Genomic DNA, 17122 nt, shown 5'->3' on the forward strand with positions numbered 1-17122 from the left:
AGTTAAGCTCTTCAGCGCCGATGGTAGTTGGGGGTTTCCCCCTGTGAGAGTAGGACGTCGCTAGGCAAAATTTAAATCCCTTCTGTACATGCAGGAGGGGTTTTTTTGTATTTTTCAGTTGAGAGTAAATAAAATAGAAATGGGCTTTTGTTTGTGATTTTTTTCACATGAAGACACCTCCAAGTATGGCATAATGAGAGAAAGGAATGATTCATTTTACATTATCCATGAAATGAGGTATTTCTGTTGAAGTTTCCACAACTACAAATTGAGCATATGATTCCAAGGGTTCCCATCTTACAGGGAGGGATGGGAGTAGGGATATCCTTGAGCGGGCTTTCAGCTGCTGTCGCGAATGCGGGGGGGATTGGCATTATTTCAGGTACAGGGATTTCTATTGAGGAAATGAGGATCCATATTCGCAGGGTGAGAGTGCTAACCAAAGGAAGGGGATATGTTGGGGTAAATGTGTTGTTTGCAATGAAGGATTTTGCTGAGAAAATGAAGGCTGCTATAGAAGAAAGGGTAGATTTCATTATTTCTGGAGCGGGTATTTCAAGAGATATGTATGCCTGGGGGAAAAATGCTGGAGTGCCGGTCATCTCAATCGTTTCTTCTGCAAAGCTAGCCAAGATTTCTGAAAGGTTAGGGGCAGCTGCTGTTGTGGTAGAGGGATGTGAAGCAGGTGGCCATATCGGAACAGATAGACCTTTATTTGATATTCTTCCAGAGGTAGTGAGGGCTGTGAAAATTCCTGTGATTGCAGCTGGCGGTATTTTAACGGGTGAGGATCTCGCAAAAGCGCTTAAGGTTGGAGCTTCTGGCGTACAAATAGGCACCCGTTTTGTAGCTAGCGAGGAATGTGATGCTCCTTTAGCGTTTAAGCAGAAATATGTGGATGCACAAGAACGTGATATCATGATGGTGAAAACAACAGTTGGGTTATATGGAAGAGCCATTAAAAATCAATTTACAGAACTGATTAGCAGCGTAGATAAGGTTAAAATTGCTAAGTGTCATGATTGTCTGAAGAATTGTTCGTATCGATTCTGCACATTGGATTCCTTATTGAGATCAGTTGGCGGAGATGTTGAGAATGGATTGGTTTTTGCAGGGGCAAGGGTACAGGAGATTAAAGATATTTTGCCGGTGCAGCAAATTATTAATAATATCATGGAAGAATACAAGAAGGCAGTCGGGTTTAGATAGAGATTATACATATAAAAAGCTTGTTATGTCAGCCTATAGGTAAACATAATACGAAGTGGTTGAGAAAAGTCAAAATATCATGTTTGAGCGAGTAGTTTGATATGAAACTGCTCGCTTTTTTACTTTACACTGTAAGAACGTATAAATTCCCAGCTAGAAGTTCATTCGACGCAGTGGGGAATTTTAGGAATAAAGTATAAGTGCAACTATGCCTCTGTCCTCGCCCAAGAGCAGGGCTTGCCAATCGGCGAGTTTTCTTTATCAAATGTATGCAAGATATTCTTACAAATAAGCAGGATTCTTCCATCCCCTGTGTAATAGTTTGTTATGACATAAAGCAGTATTAGCTCATCTCATCTATAGATTGGGAAAGGAGTGTTCGTGATGCAACGGCAAAAGATATTAATTAACGGTGAGAGGTTAAGAAATCAATTGGAGCTGTTTGCAAATTATGGACGTACAGAAAATAACGGGGTAACGAGATTATCGTTGTCACAGGAAGATCGTGCCGTCAGGGATTACTTTTGCGATTGTTGTAAGGAACTAGGCATGTCTATTGCTGTAGATGATATGGGTTGTATTTATGCGACGTTAGAGGGGGTAGAGCAGCAGCCTCCAATTCTGCTTGGATCGCATTTGGATACGGTGAAAAAGGGCGGTCGATTTGATGGGGTATTAGGGGTTGCGGCTGGTTTAGAGGTTGTGAGGACGCTAGTGGAAAACAATATAAAGCCTCGTGTTCCGATTACGATTGTTAATTTTACGAACGAGGAAGGTGCTAGATTCGAGCCTTCTATGATGGCATCGGGCGTGCTTTCAGGAAAATTTGAAAAATCGGTAATGCTGAAAAAAACGGATATTGCCGGGATTACGTTTGAGGAAGCCCTGCAAGCCACTGGGTATGCAGGCGAAGCGAAAAACCGCTTGAAAGAGGCTACAGCCTTTTTAGAACTACATATTGAGCAAGGGCCGATTTTGGAGACAGAAAATATTACAATTGGAGTTGTTGAATGTGTAGTCGGAATGGTGTGCTATGAAATTGAGGTGACCGGTGAGTCTAATCATGCAGGGACAACACCGATGGGGATGAGAAAGGATGCCCTATTTGCTACGAATAATCTGATTTCGGAAATCTGTCAACGATTAGGGGCGATCGATGATGAGTTAGTGTACACAATTGGCAGGGTGAACGTGTTCCCGAATATCCATACGGTCATTCCGAATAAAGTTGTATTTACCTTAGAGGCACGGCATAAAAATCCGGATATGATCAGCTCTGTTGAAGAAGTGATACAAGGGCTGCCGCAATCCATAGCGAAGGCGGATTGCGAAGTGAAGGCTGTCAAGCTATGGGATCGGGATACGGTTTGGTTTGATAAGGATACTTGCAATGCGCTTGAGCAATCAGCAGAGTCTTTAGGATATTCTCATAAAAGAATGGTGAGCGGAGCAGGACATGATGCCCAATTTATTGCAAGCCTTGTGCCGACTGCGATGCTATTTGTTCCAAGCATAAATGGAAAAAGCCATTGTGAGGAAGAATTGACAGCGTGGGAGGATTGTGAAAAGGGAGTTAACGTATTGCTGGATACAGTTTTAGCATTGTTAGCTAATTAGGATGCTTAGAATCTAAAGGTGAAGCATAAAGGCAGCTGTGTATGTTGTAATTGGCTGCCTTTTTCCTGTTAATAGAAGAAAAGGGGCAGTTACATATGGTAAGGATTAAAGAGTTACTTACGAAGCAGCAGTGGCTAGAGGCTTTTCCTGTCATGAAACAGTTACGCACACACTTAGACGAAACAAGCTATGTAGAACTCATTCAGCAAGCGGTTGAGAATGAGGGATATAAGCTATTTGCCCTATTTGAGAAGGATACAATTGTGGCGGCGGTAGGTTTTATGCCGATGATTACGTTATATAACGGTAAATTCATTTGGGTGTGTGATTTAGTGACAGATGACGAGCATCGTAGCAAAGGCTATGGTCAACAGCTATCGTCTTATGTGGAAAACTGGTCAAAAGATAATGGTTATAATATTGTGTCGCTGTCATCAGGTTTGCAGAGATTGGATGCACATCGATTTTATGAGGAAAGGCTAGAATACGATAAGGTGAGCTATGTATTTTTAAAGAGGATTTAGGCACGAAACAAAAAACTAGAAATGAGAAAAGGTTCAGGGATAATCGAACCTAATGATCGTTCTGAAGGGATGGTTGCAGTGGCACTAATTCAATGTCAGTTTTATTCAGATGTTTTAAATCTAAGTACATCTATGACGGTTATATTGCCACAGCAAACGACAACACAAATCGGAATGCAGAATACACTAACAGGTGATAAGTATCAGACATTATATCTGCTGCATGGTTTGAGTGATGATGATACGATTTGGACGAGGAGGACATCGATTGAAAGATACGTTGCGCCTCTTGGATTAGCCGTTGTCATGCCGCAAGTACATCATAGCTTTTATACAGATATGAAATACGGTAATAAGTATTGGACTTTCTTAACGGAAGAGCTCCCATCCATTTCCAGATCATTTTTTCCTTTATCCGATGCAAGAGAGGATAATTTTGTTGCCGGGCTTTCAATGGGGGGGTATGGAGCTTTTAAATGGGCGTTGAACCGTCCTGAGCAAATCAGTGCTGCTGCTAGTTTATCAGGAGCATTAGATATCGTAAGCCTCATCAATCAAGCTGATCAAGAGGGACTTTTTCATCTGATTTATGGAAATGAAGATGTAGCTGGAACAGAACATGATTTATTTTCAGTGATAGAAAAAACTAATAGAAATGAACAAAAGCCCATTTTGTATCAATGCTGTGGTACGGAGGATTTTTTATACGAGGATAATATTCGTTTTAAGGATCTATGTGAAAAAACGGAATATAACTTAACGACAGATTTTGGTTCTGGTGATCATGAGTGGGATTATTGGGATAAAACTATACAGGATGTATTAACGTGGCTTCCGTTAAAGGGGAAATAAACAGTAGCTAAAGACACAGTGAACAGTAGTCATATGTAACAGGAGCGTTGTAAATTAGGGCATTAAAGTGCTTGAGGATCCTGAAAGGCTAGCGTCGTTTGTGCGCGGCTTTTTTCACACTTTAAGAAATCTTAGGAATCAAGTATAAGGGCAACTAAGCCTCTGTCTTCGCCTAACGGCTCGCTAATCGGCGAGTTTTCTTTATTTTAAGAAAGTATAAGTTTCTAGCTAGAAGTGAATTCGACGTATCAGGAAACTTTAGGAACAAGGTGTAGATGCAAATATGCCTTGCCTTCGCCAATGTGAAAGGAAGAGTACTTCTTCTTTTTGCAAGGATGATGTACAATAGAACATGTTCTCGTGCTTCACATGATAACAAACAGATATGATTGGGTATCCATAACGATAAAAATCATGTATTGTTAGATAAGATTATTCTTTATATATTTTTTGCATATATGATGCTTGAAAGGACTTTTTCTATGACAAATGAACAAAAACATGAACTGAATTCACGCAGAACCTTTGCGATTATTTCGCATCCGGATGCCGGGAAAACGACACTGACGGAGAAGTTGCTATTGCTTGGGGGAACAATTCGTTCAGCAGGGACGGTAAAAGCAAAAAAATCTGGAAAGTACGCAACCTCAGATTGGATGGAAATTGAGAAGCAAAGGGGAATTTCTGTTACATCGAGTGTAATGCAATTTTTCTATCGCGATCATCACGTGAATATCGTCGATACACCGGGACACCAAGACTTTAGTGAAGATACGTATCGTACGTTAACAGCGGTAGACAGCGCCGTAATGGTAATCGATGGAACGAAAGGGATCGAAGCACAGACGCTCAAGTTATTTAAAGTGTGCCGTATGCGAGGAATTCCGATTTTAACCTTTATTAATAAGCTTGACCGCGAAGGAAGAGAGCCGCTTGAGCTGCTGCAGGAAATTGAAGAGGTGCTTGGCATTGAATCGTATCCGGCGACATGGCCGATTGGCATGGGGAAACGATTCCAAGGAACATACGACCGATTTGAAAAGAAAATTGAAGTATATCGTGGTAATGAGGAATCGGTATTTATTGATTTTGATGGTGAAAATGTTACAGAAGAGTTAACAAAATATATCGATCCTGCCGTAATCCCGTCCTTGATTGACGAACTGATGCTAATTGATGAAGCAGGGAATGATTTCTCAATTGAAAAAGTGAAAAATGGGACATTAACGCCTGTATTTTTTGGAAGTGCCATCGCCAATTTTGGTGTGCAGTCGTTCTTTAACTCCTTTTTAAATTTAACATCTCCGCCGCAGTCGAGAATGTCTTCAAATGGTGAGATTCCCATTGATTATCCGCATTTTTCTGGATTTGTTTTCAAAATACAGGCGAATATGAACCCGGCTCACCGTGACCGGATTGCATTCGTACGTGTCTGCTCTGGAAAATTCGAGCGCGGCATGACAGTTACCCTTCCTCGTACAGGCAGAAAAATTAAATTAGGACAATCTCAGCAGTTTTTAGCTTCTGATCGGGAAACGGTAGAGGAAGCATACCCGGGTGATATTATCGGATTATATGATTCCGGTACGTATCAAATTGGAGATACAATCATCGGAGGAGGAGCGATGTTTCAGTTTGAAGCATTGCCGAAGTTCCCACCAGAGCTGTTCCGGAAAGTAAGGGCAAAAAATGCAATGAAGCATAAGCATTTTGATAAAGGGATGACACAGCTTGTCCAGGAGGGTGCAGTACAGCTTTACCGTACACCGTTCTTCGGAGACTACATTTTAGGAGCGGTCGGTGAACTGCAGTTTCAGGTATTCGAATACCGCATGAAGGCAGAGTATGGTGTGGATCTTGAATTCACATCGATGCAGCATAACAGTGCAAGGTGGATTTCAAAGGATGATGTGAAACAGATTAAAACGGATTCCCGTGCCATGCTTGTAGAGGATTTGGATGGCAATCCTGTTCTATTGTTTGAAAATGATTTTGTGCTTCGGACGTTTACTGACAAATATCCTGATGTGAAGCTAAGCACAATTTTTGAAGGATAATATAAGGAAATGCTTTAGAAAGTAATTGGGCAAGGCTTGTAGACAAAGGGGAGTTTCCCCTTATCTACAAGCCTTTTTTCACTGTAGAAAAGTATAAATTTCAAGCTAGAAGTCGTTCGAGGTAGTCGGAAATGATAAGTGTAATGTAACTACAACTACGCCTCTGTCCTCGCCCAAGAGCTCAGTCTTTTTGCCCTAAAATACAAGGGTTAGGCTTTTCTTCCTGTAACCTCAGCAATAATTTCGTAGGAGTGAAGACGCGCATTATGATCAAAGATTTGCGAGTTGATGATCATTTCATCTGCCTCAGTTCGATCTAAGAATCTTTGCAGCTTGTTTCTCACTGTCTCAGCGCTTCCGACGACTGAAGTCGCAAGCCGTTGCTGCAGGGCCGCTTTTTCATGTTCAGTGAGGAAGCTTTCCAAATTTTCTACCGGTGGCGGCAGTTGACCAGGCTTGTTTCGCAGCAGATTTAAGAACATTTGCTGCATCGAGGTCGCTAGCAGCTGTGCTTCTTCATCTGTATCTGCCGCAACAACGTTTAGACCGACCATGGCGTATGGTTTGTCTAATGCGCTGGAAGGCCGGAAGTTGCGGCGGTATAAGTCAAGAGCCGGCAATGTATACTCTGGTGAGAAATGACTTGCGAAGGAAAACGGCAAACCGAGCTGCCCGGCTAGTTGTGCGCTAAATCCGCTTGAGCCTAGTAACCAAATCGGAATATTCAGACCTTCTCCTGGAATTGCTCGTACGTAGTTATCTCCAGAAAAGGCTTCTGGGTCAAAATAGGCGCGAAGCTCAGCTAGCTGTTCCGGAAAGTCTTCGCCGCCCATTCTGTTTTCCTTGCGCAGAGCGCGGGCAGTTAGTTGATCGGTGCCAGGGGCGCGACCGAGACCAAGATCAATACGTCCTGGAAATAAAGATACTAATGTGCCAAATTGCTCTGCAATGACCAAAGGTGAATGATTTGGAAGCATAATTCCGCCAGACCCAACTCGGATCGTTGAAGTACCCGCTGCCACATGACCGATGACAACAGATGTAGCAGAGCTGGCAATGCCGGGCATATTGTGATGTTCAGCAAGCCAATAGCGGTTATATCCCCATTTTTCAGCGTGGCGAGCAAGATCAAGCGTGTTTTGTAAAGAATCAGCCGCAGTTCCGCCGGCGATAATGGGTGAAAGATCCAGCACAGAAAATTGGATATCAGATAGTTGTTTTATATTCGCAGACATATATTCAGCTTCTTTCTTTTTGGAATGGTAGTGAGTTAAGATGGAACGTTCTATATAACTGTTCCCAAAAATTATTGTATCAATTGTTTGCATCGGCTCAAAATATAATGCTTTGATCTTGACTGAGTGTATTAGAGGGAGAACACAAGCAGGTAGAATCTTGTTTTAGAAGAATACGAGTACAAGAATTATGTCCCTCGTGTCGAAATGCAGGTAAATCGGATGGTAAAATATAAAGATACTATATGTTTTGAGGGGAGAAGTGAAGGGGTTGAAAGTTGGTTTAGTTCGCCATTTTAAAGTGGTAAGAGGATATCCCAACACATTGGTTACATCCGCAGAACTTATGAAATGGGTGGGAGAATACGATGCATCCGATGTTGTAGAAAATGAAATTGATTTATGTAATATAGAATGGAAAAGGTGCTTTTCAAGCGATTTGCCCAGAGCAGAAAAAACAGCTAGAAAAGTGTTTCAGGGTTCAATTGTTTATTTGCCGGAATTAAGAGAAATCACACTTTCTCCATTTGTTCGCTGGAATATTAGAATTCCTCTTTTTGTCCATTTGCTGTCTATTCGGGGAGCCTGGCTGTTGAATCATCGATCGCAGCAGGAGGGTAAACAAGCTGTTTTCAATAGAATCAATGCGGCCCTAGATCAAATCCTTTTGCATGATGAGGATGTACTTATTGTTGGTCATGGTGGCATTATGATGTTTATGAGACAGGAGCTGCTAAGAAGAGGATTTGCTGGACCGAAATTTAGAAGAGCAGAGAATGGGAAGCTATATGTATTTGAAAAATGATAAAACAGCTTTCACGAGTTATCTTGCATATATATCAGCTTCTTAATTCAATTGAAGGCTTGTTTTTGCTTTATAAAAATCCTTTTCTACAGAGGGACAAAATATTTTAGTCCGTTGCAGCCTATACAAATTCTTTGTAATATTTGTATATATTTGGGTTGCTTTTGTATAATGAAAAGATATATAAGGGGGGACAATGATGAAACGAATCTATGGATTATGTATGTGTATCCTTCTTGCTGTGGTGGTAACCGCCTGCGGCAATGCTCCAAAGCCGGAGGAAACACTGGATGCATACATACAGGCATGGAATAAGCAGAAGTTTGCTGATATGTACGATATGCTGTCTGAGAGTTCTAAGAAGTCGATCGCAAAGGACGCATTCGTACAACGTTACCAAAAAATATATAGTGATATTGAAGTAGAGAATCTTCAAGTAAAGCTGCAAAAGGAGCAAGAAAACAAGAAGGATGAAAAGGATGCTGCTATGCGGCATTATGAATTAAAGATGGACACAATGGCAGGACCTATTTCCTTTCAAAATCCAATTAAGCTTGTAAAGGAAAAAAGTGGAGAGGAAGAGAAATGGAAGATTGAGTGGGAGACAACACATATCTTTCCCGATATGAAAGCGGGGGATAAGGTTGGCATTGATACATATGAAGCAAAGCGCGGCGAAATTTTGGATCGAAGCGGAAATGGTCTTGCGATAAATGGAACTGTTCCACAAGCTGGAATTGTGCCAGAAAAGCTCGGTGCCGATGCAGAAGCAACGAAGGAGGCACTAGCTAAACTGTTAGGTATTACGGTAGAAGAGATCAATCAAAAGCTTAGTGCAAAGTGGGTGAAGCCGAATTTGTTTGTACCGATTGGCTTTTTCCCAGAGGGTGCTAATACGGATCCGGGATTGCCGGGTGTCGGCATAAAAAATGTTCCGATGCGGGTTTATCCACTAAAGGAGGCTGCTGCCCATATTACAGGCTATGTGCAGGAAATAACTGCAGAGCAATTGAAAACCCTTGCGGAAAAAGGCTACCGAGCAGGGGATGTTATTGGCAAGGCAGGGTTAGAGCAGGTATATGAGGATGAACTGCATGGCGAAAATGGTGCCCGTTTGTATATTATAGATGAAAACAACAAGGAGAAGGAAGAGCTTGCGAAAAAGGAAGCAGTTGATGGGAAAACCATCTCTGTTACGCTTGACAGCAGCTTGCAGCAAAGCATCTACACACAGCTAAACAGTGATGCTGGTACGGCGGCAGCTGTACACCCAAGCACAGGAGAGGTTCTTGCGCTTGTGAGCAGTCCTTCATATGACCCGAATGCCTTTGTTCGCGGCGTGAAGTCAGAGCAGTGGAATGCGTGGAATAATGATCCGAAAAAGCCGCTGCTGAATCGCTTCACAAAGGCATATACGCCAGGATCTGTATTTAAGCCGATCACGGCCATGATTGGTTTAAAAGCAGGGACACTTGATCCTGCTGAACAAAAGAAAATTTCTGGCTTGAAATGGGCAAAGGACGCTTCTTGGGGGAACTATTATGTAAAGCGTGTACATGAGGAGAATTCAGTCAATTTAGAAAATGCCTTCGTATACTCCGATAATATTTACTTTGCACAGGAAGCATTGCAAATTGGCAAAGAAGCGTTTACTGAAGGTGCTAAGGCAGTTGGTCTTGGCGAAAAGCTGCCACTAAAATATCCGTTTCAGGCATCACAGCTTGCAAATGGCGAAATAAAAGGTGATATTGAGCTCGCTGATACGGGTTATGGTCAAGGAGAGGTGCTAATGACGCCGCTTCATGTCGCGCTTACATATGCACCGATTGTTAATAATGGTGCTATGCCAGCACCGGTGCTTGTAAAGGAGCAGGATCAACAAAAGGTGTGGAAGGAAAATGTCGTATCAGCTGAACAGGCGGAGCTATTGAAAAAGGCGTTGGTTGCTGTTGTAAATAATCCAGAAGGAACAGGCAAAAATGCAAAGCTTGCAAATAAGCTTATAGCCGGGAAAACAGGAACAGCTGAACTCAAGCAGGGTAAGAATGAAACAGGTCAGGAAAATGGCTGGTTTACCGGATTTAATGCTGCAAAGCCAGATGTTATCATTGCGATGATGGTCGAGGATGTAAAGGAACGCGGCGGCAGTTCATATGTTGCAGAGAAGGTACGGAATGTATTAGCAGCACGTTAGAAATATGTTAGCACAATAAAAACGCTGGTCAGCAGATGCCAGCGTTTTTTATTTTAGATAGAATCCAACATTTTGCCTTCCAAATAAAAACAAAGGCTTTCCATGATATGATGATGGAATATAAAATCATATCGTGATAGATTAAATATAATCAAATAGTTTAGTAAGGTGTGTGATCAATATGAGATGTGTATCGCTTGATTTAGACGGAACATTATTGAATTCCAATCACGAAATTACCCCAGCAAGCCAAGAAGCTATCAGACAATTGCAAGCAAACGGGGTAGATGTGATCTTAAATACAGGACGGGCGTATCAGGATGTAGTAAAGGTTCCCGGCGTTCAGGAGATGAACTGTCCGATTATTTGTGTAAATGGTTCTGTTTTATATTCGAAAACAGGAAAGCTATTATATGAAGCAACGCTGCCGCTTTCTGTATATAAACGAACATTATCTCTTTTAAGAGAGTTAAATGTAGGCGTTCTTGTCTATACAAATCATGGAGGCTTTCCGTCAACATTGCCTCCGTTACATTCAAAAAGCAAAGAGGAGCTGGAGGGGCTGTTTCAAACGTACGATTATGATCAGGTGCTTAAGCTGGAAGATGTAAAAATCTATAAGCTTATTGCGCTTGTACATGCGGAGGAAGCAGAGCGAATTGCAGGAGTGAAAGAGGCATTAGCGGGCTATGATGACATTTCTACTGCTTCTTCATTCCCGAATAACGTTGAAATTACGTCAACTGAAGCGCAAAAAGGAAAGGCGCTTAGAAGATATGAAGTAATGCACAATCTTTTATTTGACGAAATTTATGCATTCGGTGATGGCGGAAATGATATTTCCCAATTCGAAATCGCAACGCAATCAGTTGCAATGGCTAATGCGCCGGAAGAGGTAAAAGCAAAGGCGACGATTGTAACAAAAAGCAATGATGAAGATGGTGTATCATACGCGATTACAGATTTATTGAAATTAGTATAAGGTGAGGTTGTTTAGGGTCCTTGAAGCAAGGACCCTTTTTTCGTGTTTTCAGAATGTACAAGAGAAAGTTCAGGTGCATTTGCCTGCTCTTATTATTGTTTCTTTCAAGGGATCAACATACAAGAATGCATTCTTCTATGACAAGGGACATTTCTTGCGTCCTAATAGGCTGAGCATGTATGATAAAAGTCATTGGAATATCGTACCAATTTTAGAGAGGATGAATTCAATGAAAAATAAGCTGCCTCCTGGTCAATTTGAGACAGAGAATTGGCCCATTTTGCATGTAGGAGATGTCTACGAATTTCAGGAAGAAACATGGAATTTCCGGTTGTTCGGTGAGGTGAAGGAGGAAGTAACATTATCGTATGCTAGTATGATGAAACTGCCAAAAACCGTTTCAAGCATTAATATGCACTGTGTGACAACGTGGTCGAAATTCGGCTCAACTTTTGAAGGAATCGCCTTTCGTGAATTAGTTAATCTTGTGGAACTAAATGAAGGTGTAGATTATGTAAAGATATACGGCTATTACAATGGAGACCGGTTTGCCTATTCGGCAAATTTACCGCTAGGGGCATTGCTTGAAGAGGATGCGTTATTCGTCTATCGCTGGAAGGACGAACGGCATGATTGGGAGGATATCTCTCCAAAGCATGGTTATCCGCTTCGGTTTATCCCGCCAGAAGCCTTCTATTTATGGAAGGGAACGAAATGGGCTTCAGGCATTCAATTTATGAAGGGTGATGAAGCTGGATTTTGGGAAGAAATGGGCTATTCGATGACGGCAAATCCATTCAAGGAAGAACGTTATCGTTAGGCGAGAAAGGGGGGACCAATATGAAGCTTAGTATTTTGGATCAATCACCGCGCTCGGCTGGAAAAACTGAGCAGCAGGCCTTGCAGGAATCTGTGAGGCTTGCGCAAGCAGGAGAAGAGCTTGGCTACACCCGCTACTGGATTGCTGAGCATCATGATATGTCAGGCCTTACATGTCCTGCACCAGAAGTAATGCTGGCATATATCGGGGCGCAAACGAGTAAGATTCGCATTGGCTCAGGGGAGATTTTATTGCCGCATTACAAGCCGTACAAGGTGGCCGAGGTATTTAATTTGCTTTCGGTTTTATTTCCAAATCGTATTGACCTCGGGATTGGCCGGGCGCCGGGCGGACCAGCTGAAGCAACAATTGCGTTATCTGGAAATTTTCTAGAGCAGGTTCGGCAACTGCCTGGAAAATTTAAAGAGCTGCTGCAATTTCTGTATCATGAATTTCCGGCTGAGCATATGTATACGAATATTTCTCCGACGCCGCTGCCAGTGGTTTCACCAGAGCCGTGGCTGCTTGGAACAAGTGAAAAAAGCGCTATTTTAGCCGCAGAAACAGGTGTCGCGTATGTCTTTGGTCATTTTATGAGCGAGAAGGATGGCGAGCAGCTGATGAATACATACAAAAATACATTTACGGCAACTGCTAGACTGAAGCAGCCAAAGACAATTATTGCCGTAGCCGCTATTTGTGCAGAAACAACAGAACAAGCAGAGGAGCTTGCGTTAAGTGGGGCTGCTTGGAGGCTGCAGCTTGCAAACGGGGAGGGAGGAAGCGGTATCCCGCCAATCGAGGAGGCAAAGAAATATATAGGCAGCAAGCACCAGGACGTAATGGAGGGTGTACAGAAAAAGACAGTCATCGGCAATCCGCAGGAGGTAAAGCAGCAGCTTCTAGAGATACAAGCACGATACAAAGCGGATGAAATCATGATTGTCACGACGGTGCATAGCTTTGAAGATCGGATTGCATCGTATCGCCTCATCGCCAATGAAATATTAATGGAGGAGAATTGTTATGATTACAACAGTGATGTTAAATGATACACCGATTACAGTTAGTGAATATAAGGAAGAAGAGGTTTCTGACAAAAAGACAGGTAACCTGTTACATCAGATTTCGTTTGTTTTTCAGGTGAAGAGTGAGGACTATCATAAAATTACGACACTCTTGTACAAGAACGCCTTTGATGTAAAAGTCCCAGAGCGTAACTTGGAATTCCGAGCAACCATAGGTAATTATTCTACCTCATTTACAAATTTGTATAAGGAAAATCAGGTAGGTGAGTTTACACTGGAGCTAGTGGAATCGGTGCAGTGATATTGATAGCCATGCTTTGGAGGAAATTTGGCGATGGAAAGCTTTGTGACTGCTCATAATTTGGGGTTTTTATCTGAATTGCTTGGACTCGAGAATAAGGGTGTGTACGATTATCAAATTTCAGCGCAGCATCAATATCAGCCCGTTGTGGAGAAGTTGAATCATGTAAAAAACAAAGCTGCAGGACCAGCCTGCAGCTTTGTTTTTTACATATGTTCCACTTTAAGAAAATATAAATTTCTAGCTGGATGCCGATTCGACGTAGCGAGAAATTTTAGGAATAAAGCAAAGGACAACTACGCCTCTGCCTTCGCCCAAAAGCAGGCTCTCCAGTCGGCGAGTTTTAAACTATACGAAGTAGCAGGAAATGATGGTATAGGGGGAATGCGGAAAACGAGGGCATCCCCAGTCTTGGAGGAATCTCGTTCTTCCACGACTGTTGAACAGAAAATGGATATCTTAGGTTATTTCAGGTGAAAATATTAAGGTAAGAATACAACATATATAAAAACATTGTAAGGTGGACTAACAAAAGCTTATTGCAAATTTAGGAGGTTTTGGAATGAACAAAAAGTGGATGATGTATATGTTACTTATTATGCCTTGGCTTTCTGTATTCAAGCTGGGCAAGCTTTCCTTTAAACGATAGATGTTTTTTCTTTTTAGTCTCGTGTTTCACTCGTACAAAATGATAGTTTGACAGAATCTGAAGCTTATGGCATTTTTCGTTTAGAAGACAAGAATCGCGCTAGGAGTCATTGTCTAGCTTTTTTCGCAGGAGGAAGGTGTATCGACTCTATTTTTTTTAGTTGATTAAGTATTCTACTTGTTGAAATAGAAAAATAGGAGTACAATGACAATCAGGTTTCGGAATAGCGAGGTGACTTCTATGGAATTTTTACACATACCAAAAGCTTTTTTACAAATGAATACAATTTTTATTTCAATTTTAATTGAGGCACTTCCTTTTATTTTGATTGGGGTATTTGTCTCCGGAATTATTCAAATGTTTATAACCGAGGATATGGTTGCACGTTTCATGCCAAAGAATCGAGTATTATCGATTTTGATGGCACTGATACTTGGTCTGTTATTTCCAGGTTGTGAATGCGGCATTGTCCCCATTGTGCGCCGCTTGATTGGAAAAGGGGTTCCTGCTCATGCCGGAGTTGCTTTTATGCTAACAGGTCCGATTGTTAACCCTGTTGTGCTGTTCGCTACTTATGTAGCGTTCGGGAATAGCTGGAAGATGGTATGGCTTCGGGCAGGTACAGCATTTATTGTTGCGTTTATTGTTGCGCTTATCGTTTCTTTTTTATTTAAGGGTTCTATTCTGAAGAATGAAAGCCAGCACAGCCATAGTTCGATTGTGCAGAAGACATTCAAGCAAAAGCTTTGGGATGTTTGTGAGCATGCGGTGCAGGAGTTCTTTTCTATGGGTAAATATTTAGTTATTGGCGCTTTAATTGCGGCCAGTGTGCAGACCTTTGTGAAAACATCTGTGCTTCTTTCCATTGGACAAGGTCCGTTTGCATCCGCCGGGGTAATGATGGGGTTAGCCTTTATCTTATCGCTTTGTTCAGAAGCAGATGCATTTATTGCATCCTCGTTTCAAAGTACATTCGCGGTATCCTCGCTTGTTGGGTTCCTTGTATTTGGTCCAATGGTCGATATTAAGAACACGCTAATGATGCTCGGGTCATTTAAGACAAAGTTTGTTGTTGTATTGATTGCCTTAATTGCAGTGACAGTCTATCTGAGTTCAGTAGTGCTTCATTTTGTGGGGTGAGAATATGGCACGTGCCTATATATTATTAGGATTTACTTTTTTGCTTATACAACTTCATATATCTGGAAATATTACAAAGTACATCAATATGAGATACGCCTATCTTTCTAAAAGTGCTGCGGTACTGCTTGCTTTGCTGACAGTGGTGCAGGTGATTGCCGTCTTTAAGAAGGAGTCGCATGATCATGCGCATTGCGGAGATCACTGCGGTCATCATCATGAGGAGGAAAAGGGCTGGAAGCGTCGCTTTTCTTTCGCTTTACTATGTTTTCCAATTTTTAGCGGTTTGTTTCTTCCAATTGCTTCCCTTGATTCCGATATTGTAAAGACAAAAGGATTCCATTTTCCGGTCGCAGAGCCTGGAAATAACGATCCTTTCATGCAGCGGCAATTCCTAAAACCTGATACGAGCATTTATTACGGGAGCGAGGGGTATCGCGAGCTGATGGCAAAGGAGAAAAAGAAGTACGTGGGTCGTGATAAGATTGCTTTGACAGATACCGACTTCTTAAAAGGCATGGAAACTATTTATAATAGTCCGGGTGAATTTGTCGACAAAACCTTGTCATTTAAAGGATTTATTTTCCGAGATGACAGTTCAGGGAAGGATCAATATTTCCTGTTCCGTTTTGGCATTATCCATTGTGTAGCTGATTCTGGTGTGTTTGGCATGCTTGTAAACAAGCCAAAGGATGCTGATTGGAGCAATGACCAGTGGATTACGATAAAGGGGACGATTGAAACGCAGTACTATCAACCATTTCGTACGACAATTCCGGTACTCAATGTGACATCTTGGAAACAGGTTGCCACACCGAAGGATCAATATGTGTACCGCGGAGCATAATCAACCGATAAAGGGCTAACGCCAAAGGTACCCGTGTACCTTTGGCGTTAGCCTTGCTCACATTTCATGACGTGGCTTCTTCTTAATTTGTACAGAGTTCCGTCAACATCTCCTGTTTTGTACGTGTTAGAGGTTTTAGTATTCTAATGGACATATACTAAGCAAATTTTAGCGTATTGATATTGACGAATGGAATTTGATGGAATAAAATAATTATTGAACAGTGGTCAATAAGGAGGTTCTCATGTCCCCAAGAAAATCTGTACAACAAGAGCTAACACGTGAGATGATTATGGATGCAGCAAGAGACCTGTTTGTCCAAAACGGGTATGGACATGTATCGATGAGACAAATTGCCAAGGAACTCGGCTACAGCCATGGTGCCATTTACTATCATTTTACAAACAAAGCAGAATTATTTTATGCCATGGTACAAGAGCATTTTCACATGCTGGATCATATATTAGCTAGCATCATGGAGCAGAACTTGGAACAGCATGACAAGCTGAAGCAGGTGCTGCTTGGCTTTATAGAGTTTGGTCTCACACATCAAAACCACTATGAGATTATGTTCCTTATTAAGGATGAGGAGGTTAGAAGCTTTATTAATGAAGGGCCAAATAAAAGCTATGAAGCATTTGCGAAAAGCGTATATATGTTATGTGACAAAAAGGTATCACTTCAAGACATATGGTCTGTATTTCTATCCTTACACGGCTTTGTTACTCACTATAGCCGTCATGTAGTTGGTTATGACGAGGTGAAGGATTTAGCTCGTTCGCATGTGAATTTTTTACTGAGATCGCTCATATAATTTTTTTTTAAGTTTAATTGAACAGTGGTCAATTAAAAGGGGGAGTTA

At 41.7% G+C, this 17122-nt stretch carries 16 protein-coding genes; 15 read left to right on the top strand and 1 reads right to left on the bottom strand.

Annotated elements, in window-relative coordinates; genetic code table 11:
* Positions 1 to 276 precede the first annotated feature (276 nt).
* From AAHB12_RS26125 to AAHB12_RS26145, 5 genes are all read left to right on the top strand, one after another.
* A complete protein-coding gene (locus AAHB12_RS26125) occupies positions 277 to 1209 on the top strand; it encodes an NAD(P)H-dependent flavin oxidoreductase (protein ID WP_342048152.1) in 933 nt (310 codons plus the stop codon).
* Positions 1210 to 1593: 384 nt separating this feature from the next.
* On the top strand, positions 1594 to 2826 hold the full coding sequence (locus AAHB12_RS26130; protein WP_342048118.1) for a Zn-dependent hydrolase: 1233 nt from the start codon (positions 1594 to 1596) through the stop codon (positions 2824 to 2826).
* Between the two features lie 95 nt (positions 2827 to 2921).
* Positions 2922 to 3350, top strand: a complete 429-nt coding sequence (locus AAHB12_RS26135) for a GNAT family N-acetyltransferase (protein WP_342048120.1) — start codon at positions 2922 to 2924, stop codon at positions 3348 to 3350.
* Between the two features lie 78 nt (positions 3351 to 3428).
* Positions 3429 to 4202: an alpha/beta hydrolase gene (locus AAHB12_RS26140; RefSeq protein ID WP_342048154.1), complete on the top strand. Its 774-nt coding sequence runs from the start codon at positions 3429 to 3431 to the stop codon at positions 4200 to 4202.
* 482 nt (positions 4203 to 4684) lie between these two features.
* Positions 4685 to 6259 (top strand): peptide chain release factor 3, encoded by a 1575-nt coding sequence (locus AAHB12_RS26145; RefSeq protein WP_129731258.1) that lies wholly within the window; start codon positions 4685 to 4687, stop codon positions 6257 to 6259.
* A 209-nt stretch (positions 6260 to 6468) separates the two neighbouring features.
* Here the strand turns inward: AAHB12_RS26145 and AAHB12_RS26150 are convergent, their stop codons facing one another.
* Entirely contained in the window at positions 6469 to 7494 is a 1026-nt protein-coding gene (locus tag AAHB12_RS26150) for an LLM class flavin-dependent oxidoreductase (RefSeq protein ID WP_342048122.1), read from the bottom strand.
* A 262-nt stretch (positions 7495 to 7756) separates the two neighbouring features.
* Here AAHB12_RS26150 and AAHB12_RS26155 point away from each other — a divergent pair, with 262 nt between their 5' ends.
* From AAHB12_RS26155 to AAHB12_RS26200, 10 genes are all read left to right on the top strand, one after another.
* The gene (locus AAHB12_RS26155; protein WP_342048123.1) at positions 7757 to 8299 is read left to right on the top strand and encodes a histidine phosphatase family protein; all 543 of its coding nucleotides are present in this window, start codon (positions 7757 to 7759) and stop codon (positions 8297 to 8299) included.
* Positions 8300 to 8498: 199 nt separating this feature from the next.
* Positions 8499 to 10493 carry a penicillin-binding transpeptidase domain-containing protein gene (locus AAHB12_RS26160; RefSeq protein ID WP_342048156.1) on the top strand — a complete coding sequence of 665 codons (1995 nt, stop codon included), beginning with the start codon at positions 8499 to 8501 and terminating at the stop codon, positions 10491 to 10493.
* Between the two features lie 181 nt (positions 10494 to 10674).
* Positions 10675 to 11475 (top strand): Cof-type HAD-IIB family hydrolase, encoded by an 801-nt coding sequence (locus tag AAHB12_RS26165; protein ID WP_342048124.1) that lies wholly within the window; start codon positions 10675 to 10677, stop codon positions 11473 to 11475.
* A gap of 229 nt (positions 11476 to 11704) precedes the next feature.
* Positions 11705 to 12295: a molybdopterin-dependent oxidoreductase gene (locus AAHB12_RS26170; protein WP_342048125.1), complete on the top strand. Its 591-nt coding sequence runs from the start codon at positions 11705 to 11707 to the stop codon at positions 12293 to 12295.
* Positions 12296 to 12315: 20 nt separating this feature from the next.
* Entirely contained in the window at positions 12316 to 13347 is a 1032-nt protein-coding gene (locus AAHB12_RS26175) for an LLM class flavin-dependent oxidoreductase (RefSeq protein WP_342048126.1), read from the top strand.
* Positions 13322 to 13624, top strand: coding sequence for a DUF3219 family protein (locus AAHB12_RS26180; protein WP_129731278.1), 303 nt, complete (start codon positions 13322 to 13324; stop codon positions 13622 to 13624). The genes AAHB12_RS26175 and AAHB12_RS26180 overlap by 26 nt, the downstream gene beginning before the upstream one ends.
* Positions 13625 to 13657: 33 nt before the next feature.
* A complete protein-coding gene (locus AAHB12_RS26185; protein WP_342048127.1) occupies positions 13658 to 14101 on the top strand; it encodes a hypothetical protein in 444 nt (147 codons plus the stop codon).
* 412 nt (positions 14102 to 14513) lie between these two features.
* Positions 14514 to 15413 (top strand): permease, encoded by a 900-nt coding sequence (locus AAHB12_RS26190; RefSeq protein ID WP_342048129.1) that lies wholly within the window; start codon positions 14514 to 14516, stop codon positions 15411 to 15413.
* Positions 15414 to 15417: 4 nt separating this feature from the next.
* Positions 15418 to 16260 carry a TIGR03943 family putative permease subunit gene (locus AAHB12_RS26195; RefSeq protein ID WP_342048131.1) on the top strand — a complete coding sequence of 281 codons (843 nt, stop codon included), beginning with the start codon at positions 15418 to 15420 and terminating at the stop codon, positions 16258 to 16260.
* A 244-nt stretch (positions 16261 to 16504) separates the two neighbouring features.
* Positions 16505 to 17074: a TetR/AcrR family transcriptional regulator gene (locus AAHB12_RS26200; protein ID WP_342048132.1), complete on the top strand. Its 570-nt coding sequence runs from the start codon at positions 16505 to 16507 to the stop codon at positions 17072 to 17074.
* The last annotated feature ends 48 nt before the right edge of the window (positions 17075 to 17122 follow it).

Source organism: Bacillus sp. OTU530 (assembly GCF_038440375.1).

What these genes read in the sequence shown, in the direction of transcription:
- AAHB12_RS26165 (WP_342048124.1), top strand. Translation starts at nt 10,675, where the DNA reads ATGAGATGTGTATCGCTTGATTTAGACGGAACATTATTGAATTCCAAT.
- AAHB12_RS26200 (WP_342048132.1), top strand. Translation starts at nt 16,505, where the DNA reads ATGTCCCCAAGAAAATCTGTACAACAAGAGCTAACACGTGAGATGATT.
- AAHB12_RS26145 (WP_129731258.1), top strand. Translation starts at nt 4,685, where the DNA reads ATGACAAATGAACAAAAACATGAACTGAATTCACGCAGAACCTTTGCG.
- AAHB12_RS26150 (WP_342048122.1), bottom strand. Translation starts at nt 7,494, where the DNA reads ATGTCTGCGAATATAAAACAACTATCTGATATCCAATTTTCTGTGCTG.
- AAHB12_RS26130 (WP_342048118.1), top strand. Translation starts at nt 1,594, where the DNA reads ATGCAACGGCAAAAGATATTAATTAACGGTGAGAGGTTAAGAAATCAA.
- AAHB12_RS26180 (WP_129731278.1), top strand. Translation starts at nt 13,322, where the DNA reads ATGATTACAACAGTGATGTTAAATGATACACCGATTACAGTTAGTGAA.
- AAHB12_RS26135 (WP_342048120.1), top strand. Translation starts at nt 2,922, where the DNA reads ATGGTAAGGATTAAAGAGTTACTTACGAAGCAGCAGTGGCTAGAGGCT.
- AAHB12_RS26175 (WP_342048126.1), top strand. Translation starts at nt 12,316, where the DNA reads ATGAAGCTTAGTATTTTGGATCAATCACCGCGCTCGGCTGGAAAAACT.
- AAHB12_RS26160 (WP_342048156.1), top strand. Translation starts at nt 8,499, where the DNA reads ATGAAACGAATCTATGGATTATGTATGTGTATCCTTCTTGCTGTGGTG.
- AAHB12_RS26185 (WP_342048127.1), top strand. Translation starts at nt 13,658, where the DNA reads ATGGAAAGCTTTGTGACTGCTCATAATTTGGGGTTTTTATCTGAATTG.
- AAHB12_RS26170 (WP_342048125.1), top strand. Translation starts at nt 11,705, where the DNA reads ATGAAAAATAAGCTGCCTCCTGGTCAATTTGAGACAGAGAATTGGCCC.
- AAHB12_RS26195 (WP_342048131.1), top strand. Translation starts at nt 15,418, where the DNA reads ATGGCACGTGCCTATATATTATTAGGATTTACTTTTTTGCTTATACAA.
- AAHB12_RS26125 (WP_342048152.1), top strand. Translation starts at nt 277, where the DNA reads ATGATTCCAAGGGTTCCCATCTTACAGGGAGGGATGGGAGTAGGGATA.
- AAHB12_RS26190 (WP_342048129.1), top strand. Translation starts at nt 14,514, where the DNA reads ATGGAATTTTTACACATACCAAAAGCTTTTTTACAAATGAATACAATT.